This is a genomic window from Albidovulum sp. (genome assembly GCF_041919395.1).
Lineage (GTDB): Bacteria > Pseudomonadota > Alphaproteobacteria > Rhodobacterales > Rhodobacteraceae > Albidovulum.
The window spans coordinates 1-16,605 of record NZ_JAYRTX010000075.1 but is presented as its reverse complement, the minus strand read 5'-3'; the positions used below and the strand labels follow the sequence as shown (position 1 = coordinate 16,605).

At 68.2% G+C, this 16,605-nt stretch carries 17 protein-coding genes; 9 read left to right on the top strand and 8 right to left on the bottom strand.

Going from position 1 to position 16,605, the window contains the following annotated elements; genetic code table 11:
- Positions 1-62 precede the first annotated feature (62 nt).
- From ACMUOO_RS12640 to ACMUOO_RS12615, 6 genes are all read right to left on the bottom strand, one after another.
- The gene (locus tag ACMUOO_RS12640) at positions 63-617 is read right to left on the bottom strand and encodes a thioredoxin family protein (protein ID WP_301920604.1); all 555 of its coding nucleotides are present in this window, start codon (positions 615-617) and stop codon (positions 63-65) included.
- Positions 618-629: 12 nt separating this feature from the next.
- Entirely contained in the window at positions 630-1,322 is a 693-nt protein-coding gene (gene rpe / locus ACMUOO_RS12635; RefSeq protein ID WP_301920603.1) for a ribulose-phosphate 3-epimerase, read from the bottom strand.
- Positions 1,323-1,470: 148 nt separating this feature from the next.
- Complete coding sequence (gene nagA / locus ACMUOO_RS12630) at positions 1,471-2,619, bottom strand: N-acetylglucosamine-6-phosphate deacetylase (RefSeq protein ID WP_301920602.1); 1,149 nt, start codon at positions 2,617-2,619, stop codon at positions 1,471-1,473.
- Positions 2,619-3,650: an SIS domain-containing protein gene (locus ACMUOO_RS12625; RefSeq protein ID WP_301920601.1), complete on the bottom strand. Its 1,032-nt coding sequence runs from the start codon at positions 3,648-3,650 to the stop codon at positions 2,619-2,621. Before ACMUOO_RS12625 ends, nagA begins: the two co-directional genes overlap by 1 nt.
- On the bottom strand, positions 3,651-4,409 hold the full coding sequence (locus ACMUOO_RS12620) for a GntR family transcriptional regulator (RefSeq protein WP_301920600.1): 759 nt from the start codon (positions 4,407-4,409) through the stop codon (positions 3,651-3,653).
- The gene (locus ACMUOO_RS12615; RefSeq protein ID WP_301920599.1) at positions 4,406-5,269 is read right to left on the bottom strand and encodes a BadF/BadG/BcrA/BcrD ATPase family protein; all 864 of its coding nucleotides are present in this window, start codon (positions 5,267-5,269) and stop codon (positions 4,406-4,408) included. Before ACMUOO_RS12615 ends, ACMUOO_RS12620 begins: the two co-directional genes overlap by 4 nt.
- Before the next feature lie 146 nt (positions 5,270-5,415).
- On the opposite strand from ACMUOO_RS12615, the gene ACMUOO_RS12610 reads away from it, so the two are divergent.
- The 6 genes from ACMUOO_RS12610 (at position 5,416) to ACMUOO_RS12585 (ending at position 11,476) form a co-directional block, all read left to right on the top strand.
- The gene (locus ACMUOO_RS12610; protein ID WP_301920598.1) at positions 5,416-6,345 is read left to right on the top strand and encodes an N-acetylmuramic acid 6-phosphate etherase; all 930 of its coding nucleotides are present in this window, start codon (positions 5,416-5,418) and stop codon (positions 6,343-6,345) included.
- Position 6,346: 1 nt separating this feature from the next.
- Positions 6,347-7,603, top strand: a complete 1,257-nt coding sequence (locus ACMUOO_RS12605; protein WP_301920597.1) for an ABC transporter substrate-binding protein — start codon at positions 6,347-6,349, stop codon at positions 7,601-7,603.
- 91 nt (positions 7,604-7,694) lie between these two features.
- Positions 7,695-8,606 (top strand): carbohydrate ABC transporter permease, encoded by a 912-nt coding sequence (locus tag ACMUOO_RS12600; RefSeq protein WP_301920596.1) that lies wholly within the window; start codon positions 7,695-7,697, stop codon positions 8,604-8,606.
- A 7-nt stretch (positions 8,607-8,613) separates the two neighbouring features.
- Positions 8,614-9,453 carry a carbohydrate ABC transporter permease gene (locus tag ACMUOO_RS12595; protein ID WP_301920595.1) on the top strand — a complete coding sequence of 280 codons (840 nt, stop codon included), beginning with the start codon at positions 8,614-8,616 and terminating at the stop codon, positions 9,451-9,453.
- Positions 9,450-10,481 carry a Gfo/Idh/MocA family protein gene (locus ACMUOO_RS12590; RefSeq protein ID WP_301920594.1) on the top strand — a complete coding sequence of 344 codons (1,032 nt, stop codon included), beginning with the start codon at positions 9,450-9,452 and terminating at the stop codon, positions 10,479-10,481. Before ACMUOO_RS12595 ends, ACMUOO_RS12590 begins: the two co-directional genes overlap by 4 nt.
- On the top strand, positions 10,478-11,476 hold the full coding sequence (locus ACMUOO_RS12585) for an ABC transporter ATP-binding protein (RefSeq protein ID WP_301920593.1): 999 nt from the start codon (positions 10,478-10,480) through the stop codon (positions 11,474-11,476). The genes ACMUOO_RS12590 and ACMUOO_RS12585 overlap by 4 nt, the downstream gene beginning before the upstream one ends.
- 55 nt (positions 11,477-11,531) lie before the next feature.
- Here the strand turns inward: ACMUOO_RS12585 and ACMUOO_RS12580 are convergent, their stop codons facing one another.
- Positions 11,532-13,154 carry an alpha-D-glucose phosphate-specific phosphoglucomutase gene (locus ACMUOO_RS12580; RefSeq protein WP_301920592.1) on the bottom strand — a complete coding sequence of 541 codons (1,623 nt, stop codon included), beginning with the start codon at positions 13,152-13,154 and terminating at the stop codon, positions 11,532-11,534.
- Positions 13,155-13,176: 22 nt separating this feature from the next.
- Entirely contained in the window at positions 13,177-13,803 is a 627-nt protein-coding gene (locus ACMUOO_RS12575) for a helix-turn-helix domain-containing protein (RefSeq protein ID WP_301920591.1), read from the bottom strand.
- Positions 13,804-13,888: 85 nt separating this feature from the next.
- Between ACMUOO_RS12575 and ACMUOO_RS12570 the strand changes: the two genes are divergently transcribed.
- The 3 genes from ACMUOO_RS12570 to ACMUOO_RS12560 all read left to right on the top strand — a co-directional run.
- A complete protein-coding gene (locus ACMUOO_RS12570) occupies positions 13,889-15,400 on the top strand; it encodes a class I adenylate-forming enzyme family protein (RefSeq protein WP_413855424.1) in 1,512 nt (503 codons plus the stop codon).
- Positions 15,397-16,056 carry a DsbA family oxidoreductase gene (locus ACMUOO_RS12565; protein WP_413855422.1) on the top strand — a complete coding sequence of 220 codons (660 nt, stop codon included), beginning with the start codon at positions 15,397-15,399 and terminating at the stop codon, positions 16,054-16,056. The genes ACMUOO_RS12570 and ACMUOO_RS12565 overlap by 4 nt, the downstream gene beginning before the upstream one ends.
- On the top strand, positions 16,053-16,605 hold a 553-nt coding region (locus tag ACMUOO_RS12560), incomplete at its 3' end, for an MFS transporter (RefSeq protein ID WP_413855420.1). The genes ACMUOO_RS12565 and ACMUOO_RS12560, both read left to right, overlap by 4 nt.

Sequence of the window (16,605 nt, the reverse complement as noted above, 5' to 3'; positions counted from 1 at the left end):
ATGGATCGCAGGCGCGGAATCGATCAGCGTCCCGTCGAGGTCGAAGATGACGGCCGGCGCCTTCACGCCGCCTTCCACTTTATCGAACAGCCCATCGACGGCACCTGGTCTGCGGGCCCGTGCCCCGTCTCGGCCACCTGCCGCATCGCCTCGTAGAGCTCGCGCTTCACGTCCGGCGCCGCCGGCTGGCGGCCCGAGGCATCGAGCCTGCCGCGATACCGGAGCCCGAGATCCGCGTCGAAACCGAAGAAGTCCGGCGTGCAGGTCGCCCCGTAAGCCTTTGCAACGGATTGGCTTTCGTCATAGAGGTAAGGAAAGGGGAAGGCGTGTTTCGCAGCCTCGCGCGCCATGTTGTCGAAGCTGTCGGCGGGATACTCGGCAGCGTCATTCGCCGAAATCGCGGCGACCCCGATGCCGAGCGTCTTGAGGTCGCGGGCATCCCGCACGATCCGGTCGATGACGGACTGGACGTAGGGGCAATGGTTGCAGATGAACATGACGAGCGTGCCCTTCGGCCCCCGGACGGCGTCGAGCGACCAGTCGCGGCCGTCGGTGCCGGGCAGGGTGAAGGCCGGGGCCTTCCAGCCGAAGTCGCAGACGGGCGGGGAAACGGCCATGGAAACCTCCTTTCAAACGCGCGCGGCCTCGGCCGCTCCACGGATCGCTCTGATATTCGCGCCGTAAGGCGCCGGATTGGCGACGGAACCGCCCGAGAAGACCGCCGAACCCGCCACCAGCACGTCGGCCCCGGCGGCCGCGACAAGCGGCGCGGTTTCCGGCGTGACGCCCCCGTCGATCTCGACAAGGATCGGCCTGTCACCGATCATCGCATGCAAGGATCGGACCTTATCTATTTGGGAATGAATGAATTTCTGCCCTCCGAATCCTGGGTTGACGGTCATGACGCAGACGAGGTCGCAGAGATCGAGAAGTGGTGCCGCCGCCTCGACTGCGGTGCCAGGGTTGAGGGCAAGACCGGCCTTTTTTCCTGTTCCGCGAATGGCTTGCAAGGTCCGGTGAATGTGCGGTCCGGCCTCCAGATGGGCGGTGATGATGTCGGCGCCGGCCTCGGCAAAGGCGTCGATAAAGGGATCGACCGGCGCGATCATCAGGTGAACATCCATGACCGTCGTGACATGCCTGCGGATCGCCTTCACCAGCGGCGGGCCGAAGGTCAGGTTCGGCACGAAATGGCCGTCCATCACATCGACATGGACCCAGTCGGCACCTTGCGACTCGATCGCCGCGATCTCGCGTCCGAAGTCGGCGAAATCGGCCGAGAGGATGGAGGGGGCGATCTTGATCGCTCTGGCTTGGGTCATCTGCGCGCTCCGGTTCTGTCTGTGGGATGTTGTGGCAAACGCTGGGCGAGGTCCAGTATCCAGAGGCGGATGCGCCGATTTGCCTCTCACGGCACATCTCCTGATATTACATAATTCTGCTTATCGGACTTTTGTATGGGCTGAGATGTCAGACGATACGCTCCCCCATCCGCCAGACCCCTTTGAGGTCAAGACTGCGGGACAGGTGAACGAAATCGGCCTGCCGCCCCGGTGCGAGCGTCCCCGACCGATCCGCGAGTCCCGCGACGTGCGCCGGAACCGACGTCGCCATTGCCAGCGCCCGGTCGAGCGCCAGCCCAGCATCGCGCGTGATCACCCGCAGCGCGCCTGCCATGTCGAGATCGGCACCGGCCAGCGTGCCATCGGTCAGCGTCAACCGCCCGTTCTCGCGACGGATCTCGCGGCCGTTGAGCCGGAACGACCGTATGTCCGTTCCCGCCGGCGCCATGGCGTCGGTGACGAGGAACAGGCCCCCCGGCCCCGTCTTCGCCGAAAGTGCGGTGCGCAGTGTCGCCGGATGGACATGGATGCCGTCGGCAATCACTCCGGCGGAAACCGCGCCCGAGGCGAGCGCTGCCCCGACAAGTCCAGGTTCGCGGGTGCCCAGCGGACTCATCGCGTTGAAGAGATGCGTGGCAACCCGCGCACCCGCCGCGATGGCGGCGCGACAGGCTTCGAATCCCGCGTCGGTATGGCCGAGAGAGACAACGACTCCACCTTCCGAAAGCGTGTATATCTGTTGACTATCAACACTTTCCGGCGCGATCGTGAGAAGAAGCCGCGGCACCCTCCGGACCGCGTCGAGCAGAAACCGCAGGTCGTCGCCGTCCATCGGCCGGATCAGTGCAGGATCGTGCGCACCTTTCCGGGCGTGGCTCAGGTGCGGCCCTTCGAGATGCAGGCCGGCGATCCCGGGCACGCCCTCCTCCACGGCCCGCGCCACCGCCGCCACGGCGGCACGCGTCGCCCCGGGTCTGTCGGTGATCAGCGTCGGCAGGATCGTGACCGATCCGAGTCGTCCATGCGCTTCGGCCATGCGCCGCAGCGTCGCCACATCCGGCGCGTCGTTGAACATGACCCCGCCGCCGCCGTTCACCTGCAAGTCGACAAACCCCGGCGCGACGAGGCCGCCCCCAAGGTCAACGACCTTCGCACCGGGCGCGGGTTCGCCGGGACGGAGCAGCGCAGCGACGCGCCCGTCCTCGACGAGCAGGCCGCCCGGCCCGGTCTTTGCGCCATCGAAGACATCCGCGCCGATGTAGAGGATCCCTGGCATCAGAGCGTCTCCGTGACCTTCCTGAGGTGCCGCGGCCGGTCCGGGTCGATGCCGCGCGCCCGGGCCACCGCTTCCACCATGGCGTAGAACGAAACGATGAGCGCGATCGGATCGGTCAGCGGATGGCCGGTGCGAACCCTCGGCAGGCTCCGGGCCGTGCGGACCCTGCCCGAGGTCGCAAAGACCTCCGCGCCCTTGCCGGCGAGTTCATCGGCCACCGCCACCAGGCTATCCTCGGCCGCGTCGGCCGCCGCGAAGGCAAGGACCGGGAAGCCACGATCGACGATGGAGACCGGACCGTGCAGCACCTCGGCCGAGGAGTAGTTCTCGGCATGGATCCGGCAGGTTTCCTTGAACTTCAGCGCCGCCTCGCCCGACATGGCGAATCCCGGGCCGCGGCCGAGGGTGAAGAGCGACGGCGCCTCGGCGAGACGCTCGGCCAGCCCGCCCCAGTCGGCCCGCCCGGCGCGGTCGAGCGCATCGGGCAGTGCCCGGACGGCAGCGAGAAGCGGCGCGTCCCCGGCCCATTCGGCGACGAGCAGCAGCGCGGCGACGGCAGAGGTCACGAAAGTCTTCGTCGCCGCGACGCTGAGCTCGGGCCCTGCGGCAAGGCCGATGACGCCCTCCACCGCCTGCGCAAGGGGCGATGCCGGGTCATTGGTCAGCGCGATCGTCATTGCACCCCCTGCCCGCGCCGCCCGCGCCATCTCCACGATGTCCGGGCTCCGCCCCGACTGCGAGATGACGAGGCAGAGCCCGCCCGAAAGCCGCAGCGGCGCGCGGTAGATCGAGGCGACCGAAGGGCCGATCGAGGCGACCGGCAGGCCGAGCACGATCTCGCAGACGTATTTCAGGTAGGTCGCGGCATGGTCCGACGAGCCCCGCGCCACGGTCGCGACGAAGGCCGGGTCGAGCGCCCTGCCCCCGGCCGCGGCTGCGGCAATCGCCGGGCCGCTGCGGTCGAGAAGCCGTGCGACGGCCTCAGGGATCTCCCGTATCTCGCGCAGCATCTGGCTTTCGGCAGCGGTCATTCAGTTCTCCGGGATACGCAGCTCGGCCACGAAATCATAGGCGTCCCCGCGGTAGATCGAGCGGGTATATTCCACCACCCGGCCATCGGGCAGGAAGGCGGTGCGCTCGATCCTGAGGCCGGCGGCCATGGGCGCCACGCCGAGAAGCCCGGCCTCGGCCTGGCCGAGGTTGACGGCAGAGATCTTCTGGACGGCGCGCACGGGCCGGAGCCCGGCCTGCCCGAGAACCTCGTAGAGCGAATGGGTGACGGCAAGCGGATTCGGCAGGATGTCCGGCGGCAGCGAGGCGCGTTCGATCGCCATCGGCCGGTCGTCGGCGCGGCGCAGCCGGGCAAGCCGCGCCACTTGTGCGCCGGGGGCGAGGCCGAGGACGGCGACCTCCTCCTCGCTCGGCTGGAAGAGACCGCGTTCGAGCCAGACCACGCCCGGACGATAGCCGCGCCCGGTCATGTCCTCGGTGAAGGATGTCAGCCGCGACAGCGACTGTTGCACGCGCGCGCGCGCCGGCGCCACGAAGGAGCCCGACCCCTGGCGTTGCAGGATGAGGCCCCTCTCGGCAAGCTCGGCCATTGCCTTGCGGACGGTGACGCGCGAAAGGCCGGTCAACGTGGCGATCTCACGCTCGGGCGGCAAGGGCATGTCGGGCGCGAGGAAGCCCGAGGCGATGCCGGCCTCGATCCGCTTGCGGAGCTGGACATAGAGCGGCCCATGGGCCGGGTTCAGCCACTGGCCGGGGTCGAGATATTCGGCGATGGTCATGGTCGCCCCCCTGCCCGCCGGGTGGCGAGCGCGAGGGCGCCATCGAGCGCGCTGCCCTGCGCCGGCACGACGGGTTGGCCGATCCAGGCGGCGTAGGCCGGACCGAGCCCGCCGGTGAGGCAAAGGGGCTCGCCCTGGGTCCATCCCAGCGCGGCGAGTCCTTTCAGGATATAGCCGGCACCCTCGGTCATCAGCCGCGAGCCGAGGGGGTCACCCGCCCCGGCCGCGGCCAGGATATCGGGCGCGAGGCCGGCAAAGTCGGCAGGCCGCGCCGCCATCGAATGGGCGACGATGGCGGCGGGGTCGTCGCCGAAGCGGGCGAGGATGGCTTGCGTGAGCGCGGTCGCGGCGCCGATCCCGTCGAGCGAGAGCATCACCTCCTCGAGGCAGCGGCGCCCGAGCCAGGCACCGGAGGCCTGGTCGCCGATCTCGAATCCCCAGCCGCCGATGCCCCGGAACCCGCCGTCCGCCTGTCGGCCGAGGAACGATCCCGTCCCGATGGCCGCGACCGACCCCTTGCCCGACCCGAGCGCACCGGCAACGGTCGTCGGCCGGTCGTCCGTGACGACCGCATCGGTGAGCGGCAGCGCCGCGGCGACCCTGCCGGCGATCACCGGACCCGTCACCCCGGCGAGGCCAAGATGCGCGGCGGCGGCATGAACCTTCCCGGCGCCGACCCCGGCCTTCGCGGCGAGCGCGAGGATCGCCTCGCGGATCGTTGCCACGGCGCGGTCGAAATCGGTCGAGACATTGGCCGGGCCAAGCGTCACCTCATGCCGCAAGCCATCGGCGACGAGCGCTGCGCGACACGAGGACCCGCCGCCGTCGACCCCGAGAATTATCCTGCCGGTCTGACCCATGAAAATACCTTTATAATACCTTTTAGCAGAAGAAAAGGCCCGGCAGCGGTGGCCGTGGGGGCAGGAGGCACTCTCCAGCGCGGGAGAGAGAACCCGGTGGACAACAGGTATTAAAAAGGTATCATCATTGCATTCGGAGGGATTCGATGCCGAAATCCGCGACAGAGCGTCTGCATCCTTTGGCCCGGGGGCTCGACGCGCTCCCCGGCGCGGAGGTGCTCGGCCGGCTCCTTTCGGCGCAGGAGGAGGCTCTCGCGGCCATTCGGCCTGCCCTGCCCGCGCTCGATGCCGCGGCCACGCTGATGGCGCGCGCCGTGACGGCGGGCGGCGCGCTCGTCTATGCCGGCGCCGGGTCCTCTGCGCTGATGGCAATGGCGGACGGGCTGGAACTGTCCGGCACCTTCGGCCTGGACCCCGGCCGCATCCGCATCCTCATGGCGGGCGGCATGCCCCGCGATTCCCGCATGCCGGGGGCCACGGAGGACGATGCCGCCGAGGCCGAGGCAGCCGCGGCGGTCATCGACGCGGGCGATGCCGTCATCGCCGTCACCGCCTCGGGCAGCACGCCCTACACGCTTGCCCTCGCAAGGATGGCGCGCGAACGCGGCGCCCGCGTCGTCGCGATCGCCAACAACGCCGGCGCCCCGATCTTCGCGGCCGCAGAGGTTGCCGTGTGCCTGCCGACGCCGCCGGAACTTGTGGCGGGATCGACCCGGATGGGGGCGGGCACGGCGCAGAAGGTGGCGCTCAACCTCATGTCCACGCTCATGGGAATCCGGCTCGGCGCCATTCATGACGGGATGATGGTTGCCGTCGTCGCGGACAACGCAAAGCTGAAGGCGCGGGCGCGGACGATGGTGGAGACCATCGCCCGGGTGTGCCCCGAGGTCGCCGCCGCGGCCCTCTCCGAGGCGGGCGGCGCGGTCAGGCCGGCCGTCCTGATCGCGCGAGGCCTCACCCCGGACGCTGCGAGGACGATACTCGCACAAAGCGGGGACAATCTTCGCGCGGCACTCGCGCGGATCGAGACGACCGGCCCGGCAGGGTCGGCTGGAACAACCAACAAGGGAGCTTGAGATGAAACGGACCCGACTGGCCGGGCTGCTGCTGGCCTCCACGATCCTCGCCGCGGGCACGGCCACGGCGCAGGACGTCACGCTGACGATCGAGAGTTGGCGCAACGACGACCTGACGATCTGGCAGGACCAGATCATTCCGGCCTTCGAGGCCGCGCATCCCGGCATCAAGGTGCAGTTCACGCCTTCGGCGCCGACGGAGTACAATGCCGCCCTCAATTCCAAGCTCGATGCGGGCAGCGCGGGCGACCTGATCACCTGCCGCCCCTTCGACGCCTCGCTCTCGCTCTATCAGGGGGGCAAGCTCGCCGATCTCTCGGGCCTCGCCGCCATGGCCAACTTCTCCGACGTGGCCAAGTCGGCCTGGCAGACGGACGACGGGGCGGCCACCTTCTGCGTGCCGATGGCGAGCGTGATCCACGGCTTCATCTACAACAAGGACGCTTTCGACGCCCTCGGCCTCGCCCCGCCGGCAACGATGGAGGAGTTCTACGCCGCCCTCGACAAGATCAAGGAAGACGGCACCTACGTCCCGATGGCGATGGGCACCATCGACCAGTGGGAGGCCGCGACGATGGGCTACCAGAACATCGGGCCGAACTACTGGAAGGGGGAGGAAGGCCGCCTCGCCCTCATCAAGGGCGAACAGAAGCTGACCGACGAGCCCTGGGTCGCGCCCTTCCGCGAACTGGCGAAGTGGAAGGACTACCTCGGCGACGGGTACGAGGCGCAGACCTATCCCGACAGCCAGAACCTCTTCACGCTCGGCCGCGCGGCGATCTATCCGGCCGGGTCGTGGGAAATCTCGGGCTTCAACGCCCAGGCCGGCTTCACCATGGGCGCCTTCCCGCCGCCCGTCGCGGCGGCCGGCGACACCTGCTACATCTCCGACCACACCGACATTGCCATAGGCATGAACGCGGCCACGAAGCACCCCGAGGAGGCGAAGGCCTTCCTCGAATGGGTGGGTTCGAGCGAATTCGCCGCACTCTATGCCAACGCCCTGCCCGGCTTCTTCTCGCTGAACTCCGCTCCGGTCGAGATGGCCGATCCCCTGGCGCAGGAATTCGTCTCCTGGCGGGGCAAGTGCTCCTCGACGATCCGCTCGACCTACCAGATCCTGTCGCGCGGCACGCCGAACCTGGAGAACGAGACCTGGAACGCCGCCGCCAATGTCATCAAGGGCACCGAGACGCCCGAGGACGCCGCCAAGCGGCTGCAGGACGGCCTCGCCTCGTGGTACGAGCCGCAGAAGTGAGGTATCGCCCCGACGGGCGACCTGGCGGGGGGCCCTCGGCCCCCCGCACACCCCGAGAGTATGTCCGCCGCAATAAATGAGGGCACGCGCGATGGCAGTCCGGCCACGGTTCCACGTCGCGGTCTTTCTCGCGCCCGCCGTGCTCGTCTATACGGCGGTAATGATCTTTCCGCTTTTCAACACGTTGCGGCTTTCTCTTTATGCACGAGGCGGGACCGGCCCGGTCTTCGCCGGACTTGAGAACTTCCGCACGCTCTTTGGCGATCCGCACTGGTCGGCGGCTTTCTGGAATGCGCTCGGCAACAACGTGTGGTTCTTCGTGATCCACATGGCGGTGCAGAACCCGATCGGCATTGGCCTCGCCGCGATTCTCAGCCACCCGCGGCTGCGCTTCGCAACGTTCTACCGCTCCGCCATCTTCATTCCGACGATCCTGTCCTTCGTGATCGTCGGCTTCGCCTGGAAGCTGATCCTGTCGCCGATCTGGGGCATCGCGCCCTCCATGCTCGACGCGGTGGGGCTGAAGTCGCTCTATGCCCCCTGGCTCGGGAAGGAAGACTACGCGCTCACAACGCTCGCACTGATCTCGGTCTGGCAGTTCGTGGGCATCCCGATGATGCTGATCTATGCCGCCCTTCTCGCCATCCCCGAGGGCGTTCTGGAAGCGGGCGAGATCGACGGGATCACCGGCTGGGCGGCGTTCTGGCGGATCAAGCTGCCGCTTGTCCTGCCCTCCATCGGGATCATCTCGATCCTGACCTTCGTCGGCAACTTCAATGCCTTCGACCTCATCTACGCCGCGCAGGGCGCGCTCGCGGGGCCGGATTTCTCCACCGATATCCTCGGCACCTTCCTCTACCGGACCTTCTTCGGCTTCCAGCTCCAGCTCGGTGACCCCCACATGGGGGCAGCGATCGCGACGGCGATGTTCGCGATCATCCTGGCAGGGGTCTGCCTCTACCTGTTCCTCATCCAGACGCGCCTGCGGCGCTACCAGTTCTGAGGCCCCGATGAACCGCGCGCGCACCAGCAGGCTGAACACCGTCGCCGCCCATGCCGCACTTCTCGCCTGGACCGCGATCGCGCTCTTCCCGGTTTTCGTGATCCTGGTCAACTCCTTCAAGACCCGGCGGGCGATCTTCGCGGAGCCGCTTTCCCTGCCCTCCGAGGCGACGTTCTCGATGGTGGGCTACCGCACGGTGATGGCGCAGGGGGACTTCCTTCTCTACTTCCAGAATTCGCTGATCGTCACCGTCGGATCGCTGACCTTCATCCTGCTGTTCGGTGCCATGGCGGCCTTCGCGCTGTCCGAATATCGCTTCCGGGGCAACATGCTGATGGGGCTCTACCTCGCGCTCGGCATCATGATCCCGATCCGCATAGGCACGGTGGCGATCCTGCAGATGATGGTGGCGACGGGACTGGTGAACACGCTGACGGCGCTGATCCTCGTCTACACGGCGCAGGGCCTGCCGCTCGCCGTATTCATCCTCTCGGAATTCATGCGCCAGGTATCCGACGACCTCAAGAACGCCGGCCGCATCGACGGGATGAACGAGTATGCGATCTTCCTCCGGCTGGTGCTGCCGCTGGTGCGGCCGGCGATGGCGACGGTTGCCGTCTTCAACATGATTCCGATCTGGAACGATCTCTGGTTCCCGCTGATCCTCGCCCCCGGCGAGGCGACGAAGACCCTGACGCTGGGAAGCCAGGTCTTCATCGGGCAGTTCGTGACCGACTGGAACGCGGTCCTCTCGGCACTCAGCCTTGCGATCCTGCCCGTCCTCGTCCTCTATGTCCTCTTCTCGCGGCAACTGATCCGCGGCATCACATCGGGAGCGGTGAAATGAGAGTGCTGGTCGCCGGGCTTGGCAACATGGGCCGCTCCCATGCGCTGGCGCATCACCATCACCCGGGCGCGGAGATCGTGGCGCTGGTGAACCGCTCCGTCGCGGCGCTGCCCCGCGAACTGCAATCCTATCCTCTTTTCAGAGACTTCCACGCCGCCCTCGAGGCAACACAGCCGGACGTCGTGGTCATCGCTACCTATTCGGACAGCCATGCCGACTATGCCTGCGCGGCACTTGAGCAGGGCGCGCATGTCTTCGTCGAGAAACCGCTCGCGACCACGGTTTCCGACGCCCGGCGCGTGGTGGAAACGGCGCGGCGGACGGGGCTGAAGCTGGTCGTCGGCTATATCCTGCGCCACCATCCCTCGTGGATGCGGCTCATCGCCGAGGCGCGCGCGCTCGGCGGACCCTACGTCTTCCGGTTGAACCTCAACCAGCAGTCCACCGGGCCCGCCTGGGAGGTGCACAAGGCGCTGATGCGGACGACCCCGCCCATCGTCGATTGCGGCGTGCACTATGTCGACGTCATGTGCCAGATCACCGACGCCCCGCCCGTGCGGGTGCATGGCATGGGTCTGCGGCTTTCCGACGAGATTGCCGAAGACATGTACAACTACGGACAGTTCCAGGTGGTCTTCGCGGATGGTTCGGTGGGCTGGTACGAGGCCGGCTGGGGTCCGATGATGTCCGAGGTCGCCTATTTCGTGAAGGACGTGATCAGCCCGCGGGGCGCGGTCTCGATCCTGTCGGGGATGCACCCCGCCTCCGCCTCCGTGGAGGGGCACACCAGGGTCGGCTGCCTGCGCATCCATCGCGCCGACGGCACGGACGAGGATGTGGACTTCGCGGGCGAACCCGGCCACCAGGCGCTCTGCGATGCCGAGCAGGCCTTCTTGCTGCGCGCGATCGCCGAGGACCGCGACCTCGCGCGCCACATGGAGGACGCGGTTGCCTCGCTCGCGGTCTGCCTCGCGGCGGACGAGAGCATCCGGACCGGTCGCACCGTCCATCTGGATTTCCCAGGATGACCGCGCTCTCCCTTGAAAACGTAAGCAAATCCTTCGGCGAGGTGCAGGTTCTGAGGAACATCGACCTCGTGGTCGAGCCTGAGGAGTTCGTCGTGTTCGTGGGACCTTCCGGCTGCGGAAAGTCGACGCTGCTGCGCGTTGTCGCCGGGCTGGAGGATGCGAGTTCGGGCACCGTGCGCATCGTCGGGCGCGACGTCACGCGGACGCCTCCGGCGAAACGCGGCATCGCCATGGTGTTCCAGTCCTACGCGCTCTATCCGCACCTCGACGTCGAGGGCAACATGGCGCTGGGACTGAAGCACGCGGGCGAAAGCCGCGCCGTGATCGCCGAAAGGATCGCGACGGCGGTCCGCCTGCTGTCGCTAGAGCCCTACCTCAAGCGCCGGCCGGCCGAGCTTTCCGGCGGCCAGCGTCAGCGCGTCGCGATCGGCCGTGCCATCGTCCGCAAGCCCGACCTCTTCCTCTTCGACGAGCCCCTCTCGAACCTCGATGCCGCGCTCAGGATGGCGACGCGGGTCGAGATCGCACGGATCCACCGCGAACTCGGGACGGCGATGATCTACGTCACGCATGACCAGACCGAGGCGATGACGCTGGCAAACCGGATCGTCGTCCTGCGCGATGGCAAGATCGAGCAGGTCGGCAGCCCGATGGCGCTCTACAACGACCCCGACAACCTCTTCGTCGCGGGTTTCCTCGGAGCGCCCTCGATGAACTTCCTGCCGGCCGGCCGGCTCGGCGCGCCGGGAGCCACGGTCGGTGTCCGGCCCGAGCACCTGCGGCTCGCGTCGGAGGGGCCGCTCGCCGGCACGATCACACATGTCGAGCGTCTCGGCGCCGACACCAATCTCCTTGTCACGCTCGGCGGCGGGGAAACGCTGACCGTCCGTCTCTTCGGCCAGCACCCCCAGCAGGTCGGCGACGCCGTGGCGCTCGCCTTCGACCCGGCCAATGCCTTTTCCTTCGACCGTGAAGGCCGCCGGATCAGGCACTGATCCGCTTTTGCCTTGGCCGACGTGCTCCGACGGCGCGAAGCGGGAGACAGGCGTCTCAGGTGACGACGTCGGGGCCTGGTCGCCCCGTGATTGCCCGAATCGCCGCCAGCGCCTCGGCCGTGCGGATCACCGGGGCCAGCGCGGCCTGCACCTCGGCATCGAGCCCGTCCGGCCCCGCGACATAGCGCTCGAGATAGAGCCTGAGCGTCGCACCCTCCGTCCCCGTGCCCGACAGCCTGAGCACGATGCGCGAGCCGTCGCTGAAGACGACCCGCAGCCCCTGCCCGCGCGACATGCTGCCATCCACCGGGTCGGCATAGGCGAAATCGTCGGCCGCGGAGACCGTCATGCCCTCCAGACATTGCCCCGGCAAGGTCGGCAGGCGGGCGCGCAGGCCCTCCATGATCCGGTTCGCGAGATTGGCCGGCAGCGCCTCGTAGTCATGCCGGGAATAGTAGTTGCGGCCGAAGCGGCGCCAATGGTCGCTCATGATTTCCCGAACGGTTTCTTTGCGTTCCGCGAGGATATTCAACCAGAGAAGCACCGCCCAGAGCCCGTCCTTCTCGCGCACGTGGTCCGAGCCCGTGCCGAAACTCTCCTCGCCGCAGAGCGTCACCCGGCCGGAATCGAGAAGGTTGCCGAAGAACTTCCAGCCCGTTGGCGTCTCGTAGGACCCGATGCCCAGCACTGCCGCCACCCGGTCCGCCGCCGTCGAGGTGGGCATGGACCGCGCGACGCCCCTGAGCCCGCCGCCATACCCCGGCGCGAGGCGGGCGTTCGCCGCCAGGACCGCGAGGCTGTCGGAGGGCGCGATGTAGATGCCCCGCCCGACGACCATGTTGCGGTCACCGTCGCCGTCGGATGCCGCACCGAAATCGGGAGCGTCGGGGCCCATCATCTCGTCCATCAGGACCTTTGCCCAGGTCGGGTTCGGATCGGGATGCAGACCGCCGAAGTCCGGCAGGGGCGTGGCGTTCACCACGGTCCCCGGTGGGGCACCGAGGCGGTGTTCGAGGATCTCGACCGCATAGGGCCCGGTGATCGCACACATCGCGTCGAACCGCATCCGGAAGCCGCCCGAGAAGAGTGCGCGGATCTTCGGAAAGTCGAAGATCGTTTCCATCAGCGCCGCATAGTCGGCAACGGGATCGATGACGGAAACCTGCATTCCGCCAATATGTTGTTCGCCGATCCTGTCGATCTCCACATCTGCCTCGTCGGCAATGTGGTAGGCGTCGATCTCTAGCGTGCGGGCATGGATCGCCTCGGTCAGCGCCTCCGGGGCGGGGCCGCCGTTCGCGGTGTTGAACTTGATCCCGAAGTCCGCATCGGGTCCGCCCGGGTTGTGCGAGGCCGAGAGGATCAGCCCCCCATCGGTCCTGTGGAGGCGGATGAGATGGGACGCCGCAGGCGTGGACAGGAACCCGCCCCGCCCGACGATCACCCGCCGCGCGCCATTCGCCGCCGCCATCTTCAGGATCACCTGCACCGCGTGATCGTTGAAATGGCGCCCATCGCCGCCGACGACGTAGGTCTTGCCCTCGGCGCCCCCGGTCGCGTCGAACACCGACTGCACGAAGTTTTCAAGATAACCCTCTGACATGAAGACCTTCGTCTTCTTGCGCAAACCCGACGTCCCGGGCTTCTGCCCTTCGATCGGCCGTGTCCTGACCCGCATCCGATGCTCCCTGCCCTCGGGGCTAAACGAGGCTGGTGACCCAGAGGACCGTCGCGTCCTCCGGGCTCAGCGAAATGATATTGTGCCCCATCGAGGCATCGTAATAGGCGCTGTCGCCCCGGCGGAGGTCGACGGGCTCGTGGAACTCCGTGTAAAGCCGGGCTACGCCCGTCAAGACGTAGAGGAACTCCTCGCCGTCGTGGCGCACCCAGCCACCGAACTCCTCGAGGGTACGGGCACGGATACGTGCGGTGTAGGGCAGCATCCGCTTGGTGCGGAACGCCCCCGCCAGCAGCCGGTGTTCGTAGGTCGCGGTTGCCTGAGCCTGACCCTCGGCCGCCGTCGTCACCGCCATCCGCCCCGAAGCCTGTGGCCGCGAGGGCGGCGTGAAGAGCTGCGGGACGGTGATCGAAAGCCCCTGCGCCAGCTTCTTCAATGCCTCATAAGTGGGCGACATCTGGCCGTTTTCGATCTTCGAAAGCGTCGAGCGCGCGAGCCCCGCCTGGCTTGCCGCCCGCTCGAGCGTCCAGCCCCGCTCCTTGCGCAGATCGCGCACCCGCAGGCCGAGGTTCAGTGGCGCGGCCGGCACCTCCTGCGCCTGTCCGGCGCGGGCGATGCGGAAGATTCCGCTCTGGTCGATGTCGCTCATCTGTTCGGTCCTGACGCCGCCTCCGTGCATTAACGCCAATCCGCCATGCCTTGCAACGGCCCGGCTTGCGGCGTAGCGAGGGGTCATGCTGTCCGTGACCGACCCCGCCGCGCCGGCGCCCTGCCCCGCGCCCTTCAACCTCGCCCGCCACGTGCTCGCGGCGGCCGGGGAGCGGCCCGATCACATCGCGCTTCAGGTCGTGCGTCCCGACGGCGCAGAGCGCTGGAGCTACGCGCGGCTGGCTGCTGCGGTACAGGGCGTGGCGATGGGCCTCGCCGAGGAAGGGCTGCGGCCCGGCGACCGGGTGCTCCTCCGCCTCGGCAACGGCGTGGCCTTCCCGCTCGCCTTTCTCGGGGCGATCGCCGGCGGGTTCGTTCCGGTGCCGACTGCGGCTGGGCTGACGGCGGCCGAGGTGGCGCGGCTCTGCGCGCAGGTCCGGCCGGCGCTCATCGTCGCAGGGGCGGGCGCCGCGCTTCCCGAGGCGCCACCCTGCCCGGTACTCGACGAGGCGGAATTGCGCGGCTTCGAGGGCCGTCCTGCGCACGACTGGGCGATGGGCGACGCGGACCGGCTGGCCTACATCGTCTTCACTTCCGGGACCTCCGGCAGCCCGCGCGCCGTCGCGCATGCCCACCGAGCCGTCTGGGCGCGCCACATGATGCGCGTCGGCTGGCACGCGATCGGGCCGGAGGACCGGGTGATGCACGCAGGCGCGCTCAACTGGACCTATACGCTCGGCGTCGGGCTCTTCGACCCCTGGGCCGTGGGCGCGACGGCGCTGATCCCCGCCGAAGGCGTGGCGGTGGAACAGCTACCCCTCCTTGCCCGGCGCTTCGACGCCACGGTTTTCGCTGCGGTTCCCGGCGTCTTTCGCCGCATCCTCGCGCAAGGCAACAACCTCGCCCTGCCCCGCCTCCGGCACGGGCTCTCGGCCGGCGAGAAGCTGCCCCCCACGCTTCGCGCCCGCTGGCGCACGGCCACGGGCACGGATCTGCACGAGGCAATGGGGCTTTCGGAATGTTCCACCTTCCTCTCCTCCTCGCCCGCCCGCCCGGCCCCCGATGGCGCGACCGGCTACCCGCAACCCGGCCGCCGGGTCGCAGTCCTCGGCCCGGACGGAACGCCGGTGCCGCGCGGTGAGCCCGGGCTTCTGGCCGTGCATCGAAGCGACCCCGGGCTCTTCCTCGGCACCTGCGACGGCGAGACGATCACCCCCGTCTCAGACGACTGGTTCCAGACGGGCGACATGGTGGTCATGGCGGAGGACGGCGCGATCACCAGCCTCGGCCGCGCCGACGACATGCTGACCGCTGGCGGCTTCCGCATTTCGCCGGCGGAGATCGAGGCCGCGATGGCGGCCTGCCCCGGTGTCACCGCAACTGCTGCGGTGGAACTGCCGGTGAAGGCCGACACGACGGTGATCGCGCTCTTCTACGCCGGCGAGGCGGCGGAGACGACGCTGGCGGCCCATGCGACTTCCCATCTGGCGCGCTACAAGCAGCCGCGCCTCTACCTCCGGCTTCCGGCGATCCCGGTCACCGCCAACGGCAAGGTGAATCGCCGCAAACTACGCGAAGAATGGAAAGTAGAACCATGATAAAGCTGGATATAATCTCCGACGTCGCCTGCCCGTGGTGCTATGTTGGCAAGGCCTATCTCGACCGCGCGCTGGAGACCAATCCCGGGCATCCGTTCGAGATCGAATGGCATCCGTTCCAGCTTAACCCCGACATGCCGAAGGGCGGCATGGACCGGCGCAGCTATCTGGAAGCGAAGTTCGGAGGACAGGAGGGCGCGGTGAAGGTGCATCTGCCGCTCATCGAACATGCGAAGAAGGCGGGGGTCGAGCTGAACCTCGAACGCATCGGCCGAACGCCCAATACGCTCGACGCGCACCGGCTGATTCACTGGGCCGGGCTCGAAGGGCGGCAAACGCCGATGGTCTCTGCCCTCTTCCGCGCCTACTGGTGTGACGGGCGCGACATCGGCGATGCGGCGACGCTGGCCGAAATCGCCGGCGAGGTGGGACTCGATCGCGCCATGACCGAGCGCCTGTTGCAGGGCGATGCCGACGCCGACGACATCCGTGCCCGGGACGCCTATTCACGACAACGCGGGGTGAATGCCGTGCCGACCTACATCATCAACCATGTCCATGTCATCAAGGGCGCGCAGCCAGCCGAGACCTGGGCATATTGCATCGAGGAGATCGTCGCACGACTTTCCACACCCGACGCTGGACCGGACGCATGAGCGCGCCCGAGGCGCCGATGGTGCCCGTCCGCCGCCTGCCCTTGCCCGAGTTCATCGTGCTTCTGGCGATGATGTTCGCGATGACGGCGTTTTCCATCGACGCGATGCTGCCGGCCATGCCGGAGATCGCCGCGGACCTCAGCCCGGAGGCACCGAACCGCGCGCAACTCATCGTCACGAGCTTCGTCTTCGGCATGGGGCTCGGCACCTTTCTCACCGGGCCGCTCTCCGATGCGCTCGGGCGCAGGCGCGTGATCATCGGCGGCGCGACGCTCTACTGCCTCGGTGCGGCGCTCGCCTGGGTGGCGCCGTCGCTCTGGCTGGTGCTGGCGGCGCGTCTCCTGCAGGGATTGGGCGTGGCGGGGCCGCGCGTCGCGGCGATGGCGCTGGTGCGCGACCTCTATGCCGGCCGGCAGATGGCTCGGATCGTGTCGATCACGATGATGGTCTTCGTGCTCGTCCCGGCGGTGGCACCGCTCATCGGCTCCTTCATCATTGCGGGCTTCGGCTGGCGCGGCATCTTTCCGGCCTTCATCGTCTTCGCCGTTC

Bases quoted from the DNA above. Each gene is read 5' to 3' on its own strand.
- ACMUOO_RS12605 (WP_301920597.1), top strand. From the start codon at position 6,347: ATGAAACGGACCCGACTGGCCGGGCTGCTGCTGGCCTCCACGATCCTC.
- ACMUOO_RS12595 (WP_301920595.1), top strand. From the start codon at position 8,614: ATGAACCGCGCGCGCACCAGCAGGCTGAACACCGTCGCCGCCCATGCC.
- ACMUOO_RS12600 (WP_301920596.1), top strand. From the start codon at position 7,695: ATGGCAGTCCGGCCACGGTTCCACGTCGCGGTCTTTCTCGCGCCCGCC.
- nagA (WP_301920602.1), bottom strand. From the start codon at position 2,619: ATGCCAGGGATCCTCTACATCGGCGCGGATGTCTTCGATGGCGCAAAG.
- ACMUOO_RS12570 (WP_413855424.1), top strand. From the start codon at position 13,889: ATGCTGTCCGTGACCGACCCCGCCGCGCCGGCGCCCTGCCCCGCGCCC.
- ACMUOO_RS12625 (WP_301920601.1), bottom strand. From the start codon at position 3,650: ATGACCGCTGCCGAAAGCCAGATGCTGCGCGAGATACGGGAGATCCCT.
- ACMUOO_RS12620 (WP_301920600.1), bottom strand. From the start codon at position 4,409: ATGACCATCGCCGAATATCTCGACCCCGGCCAGTGGCTGAACCCGGCC.
- ACMUOO_RS12585 (WP_301920593.1), top strand. From the start codon at position 10,478: ATGACCGCGCTCTCCCTTGAAAACGTAAGCAAATCCTTCGGCGAGGTG.
- ACMUOO_RS12590 (WP_301920594.1), top strand. From the start codon at position 9,450: ATGAGAGTGCTGGTCGCCGGGCTTGGCAACATGGGCCGCTCCCATGCG.
- ACMUOO_RS12615 (WP_301920599.1), bottom strand. From the start codon at position 5,269: ATGGGTCAGACCGGCAGGATAATTCTCGGGGTCGACGGCGGCGGGTCC.
- ACMUOO_RS12610 (WP_301920598.1), top strand. From the start codon at position 5,416: ATGCCGAAATCCGCGACAGAGCGTCTGCATCCTTTGGCCCGGGGGCTC.
- ACMUOO_RS12640 (WP_301920604.1), bottom strand. From the start codon at position 617: ATGGCCGTTTCCCCGCCCGTCTGCGACTTCGGCTGGAAGGCCCCGGCC.
- rpe (WP_301920603.1), bottom strand. From the start codon at position 1,322: ATGACCCAAGCCAGAGCGATCAAGATCGCCCCCTCCATCCTCTCGGCC.
- ACMUOO_RS12565 (WP_413855422.1), top strand. From the start codon at position 15,397: ATGATAAAGCTGGATATAATCTCCGACGTCGCCTGCCCGTGGTGCTAT.
- ACMUOO_RS12580 (WP_301920592.1), bottom strand. From the start codon at position 13,154: ATGCGGGTCAGGACACGGCCGATCGAAGGGCAGAAGCCCGGGACGTCG.
- ACMUOO_RS12575 (WP_301920591.1), bottom strand. From the start codon at position 13,803: ATGAGCGACATCGACCAGAGCGGAATCTTCCGCATCGCCCGCGCCGGA.